Source organism: Candidatus Propionivibrio aalborgensis, from assembly GCF_900089945.1.
GTDB lineage: Bacteria > Pseudomonadota > Gammaproteobacteria > Burkholderiales > Rhodocyclaceae > Propionivibrio > Propionivibrio aalborgensis.
Window position 1 is genome coordinate 1 of record NZ_FLQY01000304.1, and the last position, 590, is coordinate 590.

Sequence of the window (590 nt, forward strand, 5' to 3'; positions counted from 1 at the left end):
TTGTGTTCGGGCGCGATGTTCTCGGCGACGAAATCGCCGAACGGCTCAAGCAGGCCGCTCGTGGCGGAGTCAGGGTCCGGCTGCTGATCGACGGCATCGGCATCTATCTGGGCGGCTACCCGGATTTGGACGGCTTCGCGCAGGCAGGTGTGGAAGTGGTTCGGTTCGTTCCGCCGTTGCGCTCGCCCAAACGCGGACGTACCAATCTGCGCAACCACCGCAAGATGGTCATCGCGGATGGCATGCACTTGTGGTGCGGCGGAAGAAATCTTGCAGCCGAGTATTTCGAAGGCGATCCTCGTCCGATTCTTGGCCGTAAGCCGTGGGTTGATTTGAGCTTTGATCTGCACGGAGAGCTCGCCAGACAAGCCCAGTCCCAGTTCGAACAGGATTGGGCTTTTGCGACAGAACGCCCGGCGCCGGAGGTGGCTGTTTCTGCGACACCGTCACCCGTTTCCGGAGCGATGGCCCAGTTGGTGGCGAGCGGTCCGGACCAGCCGGACGATACGCTGTTCACCCTGCTGGTCTCGGCCTGCTTTACCTCGCAGTGGCGAATCCTGGCAGTGACGCCGTACTTCGTACCCGACAAT

Annotated in this window: 1 protein-coding gene; it reads left to right on the forward strand. The window is 61.7% G+C overall.

Translation table 11 applies throughout. The features are described from left to right. Window positions 1-590, forward strand: a 590-nt coding sequence (locus PROAA_RS13420; RefSeq protein WP_245664280.1) for a phospholipase D-like domain-containing protein, incomplete at both ends; no start/stop codon positions are given.